Here is a 2,229-nt window from a genome sequence, read left to right as displayed (position 1 = left end):
GCGATGACCTGGACGTTCATGCCGTGACGCTTGTGCTTGCCGGAATAGTAGGGGCCCTTGCGCGTGTCTGCCGCCGGGGCGGGCGGGCGGTTCTAGCCTGACGGTATGTCAGATGATGAGTCGTACGAACTGCTCGGGTTCGACAACGTGCTGCTCCCGGTCGGGAGCCTCGCCGATGCCGTCGCCTTCTACGAGCGGGCCGGGTTCACGGTCGGGTTCCGGTTCGACGAAGCGGGCATCGCGCTGCTGAAGGTCGGGGGCGAGACGCCCGGGATCCTGCTGCGGGCCGAGGAGGGGCTGGGGCACCGCACGCCGGTGTGGGCCGCGCCGCGGGTGTGGCTGGAGGTGCCGGACGCGCGGGTCGCGGCCCGGAGGCTGGCGGCCGCGGGGATCCGGACCCTCGACGAGCCGTTCTCCGTGGCCACCGGATGGACCGTGGAGATCGCCGACCCGTGGGGGAACGTCCTCGGGTTCACCGACTACAGCAAGCGGCCGGCGCTCGCACGGCGTGCGTGAACGGGGTCACTCCGCACCCGAGTTGAACACGTTCAAAAGCAGGTCTACAGTCATCCCTGCCAGCGTTTTGAACGCGTTCAATAAGGGGTGGGGCATGGACCGTACCGTCATCGCCTACGTCATCTACCTGCTCGTCAGCATCGGCCTGACCATCTGGGTGGCCCGCACGCTCAGCCGCAACGGCCGGATCTTCCTCTCCGACGTCCTGCACGGCAACGAGCAGCTCGCCGACGCCGTGAACCACCTGCTGGTCGTCGGCTTCTACCTGGTCAACCTCGGCTTCGTCGCCCTCTACCTGCACACCAGCGACACCATCGACGACACCCGCGGCATCTTCGAGGCCCTGTCGTCCAAGCTCGGGGTCGTGCTGCTGGTGCTCGGCGTGATGCACCTGGGCAACGTGTACGTGCTCAACCGGATCCGGCGCCGCGGGATCATGGAGAAGGAACAGCTCCCGCCCGTCCCGCCGCAGGGCTGGACCGCGCCGGCGGCCGGGGCGTGAGCGCCGTGCCGACGACGGCGGACCGGGACGCCCGCCGCGTCCCGGTCCGCGGGCTCACCGTGCTCTACGACGCCGAGTGCGCCCTCTGCACCCACCTGCGCGACTGGCTCGCGCGCCAGCCGCAGCTGGTCCCGCTGGAGCTGCTGCCGGCCGGTTCGGACGAGGCCCGGGCACGCTTCCCGGACCTGGACCACTCCGCCACCTTCGACGAGGTCACCGTCGTCGGCGACGCCGGACAGGTCTACCGGGAGACGGCCGCCTGGATCGTCGTCCTGTGGGCCCTGCGGGAGCACCGGCCGCTCGCCCACCGGCTCAGCACACCCGCCGGGGCCAAGCTGGCCCGGGGCGCGGTGCTCGCCGCCGCCTGGTGGCGCGGCGGGCAGGGGGACGGCGGTAAACCCTTCCGGCGGCAGGACGGGTGGGTCTACGAGCCGGGCATCGGCTGGATCTACGACCCTCCGGGCTGTGCCGGCGGCGTCTGCACCACTGGTTAGGCTCTGTCCGTGTCCGCGAAGAACGACGGTCCCGTCGAGACCGGTTCCCCCAGCAAGTCCGAGCAGACCCGTGCGCTGATCCTGGAGACGGCGATGCGGCTGTTCCGGGAGCGGGGCTACGAGAAGACCACGATGCGGGCCATCGCCACCGAGGCGGGGGTCTCGGTCGGCAACGCCTACTACTACTTCGCCGGCAAGGAACACCTGATCCAGGGCTTCTACGACCAGCTCGCCGCCGAGCACCGGGTGGCGGTGCGCGAGGTCCTGGACCGGGAGACGGACCTGGAGGCGAGGCTCGCGGGGGTGCTGAAGGTGTGGCTGGACATCGCCCGGCCGTACCACGAGTTCGCGGTCCACTTCTTCAAGAACGCCGCCGACCCCGACAGCCCGCTCAGCCCCTTCTCCCCGGAGAGCGAGCACGCGCGCGAGGAGGCGATCAGCGTGCACCGGGAGGTGCTCGCCGGGGCGAAGACCAAGGTGGCACCGGAACTGCGGGACGTGCTGCCCGAGTTGATGTGGCTCTCGCAGATGGGCCTGGTGCTGTACTGGGTCTTCGACCGCACCGAGGGCCGCGAGCGCAGCTACCGGCTCGCCGAGCGCGGCGCCCGGCTGACCGCGCGAGGCGTCTCCCTCGCCGATGTGGTCCGGATCCTGCCCCGCGACCAGCCGGAACGACAGCTTCAGCATGGCCGAGGACGGCACGATCGTCTTGCTCCC

At 70.7% G+C, this 2,229-nt stretch carries 4 protein-coding genes; all 4 read left to right on the top strand.

The genetic code is table 11. The annotated features are described in order from the left end of the window. Positions 1–105 precede the first annotated feature (105 nt). Positions 106–516, top strand: coding sequence for a VOC family protein (locus ABZ646_RS45405; RefSeq protein WP_360533308.1), 411 nt, complete (start codon positions 106–108; stop codon positions 514–516). 94 nt (positions 517–610) lie between these two features. Beyond that, positions 611–1,018, top strand: a complete 408-nt coding sequence (locus ABZ646_RS45400) for a hypothetical protein (RefSeq protein ID WP_093499506.1) — start codon at positions 611–613, stop codon at positions 1,016–1,018. Continuing rightward, the gene (locus ABZ646_RS45395; RefSeq protein WP_360533304.1) at positions 1,015–1,512 is read left to right on the top strand and encodes a DCC1-like thiol-disulfide oxidoreductase family protein; all 498 of its coding nucleotides are present in this window, start codon (positions 1,015–1,017) and stop codon (positions 1,510–1,512) included. Before ABZ646_RS45400 ends, ABZ646_RS45395 begins: the two co-directional genes overlap by 4 nt. Before the next feature lie 9 nt (positions 1,513–1,521). Continuing rightward, positions 1,522–2,229, top strand: a 708-nt coding sequence (locus ABZ646_RS45390) for a TetR family transcriptional regulator (RefSeq protein ID WP_360533301.1), incomplete at its 3' end; no start/stop codon positions are given.

This window comes from Streptomyces sp. NPDC007162 (assembly GCF_040634175.1).
Classification (GTDB): Bacteria; Actinomycetota; Actinomycetes; order Streptomycetales; family Streptomycetaceae; genus Streptomyces.
This window is presented reverse-complemented; position numbering and strand designations above follow the sequence as displayed.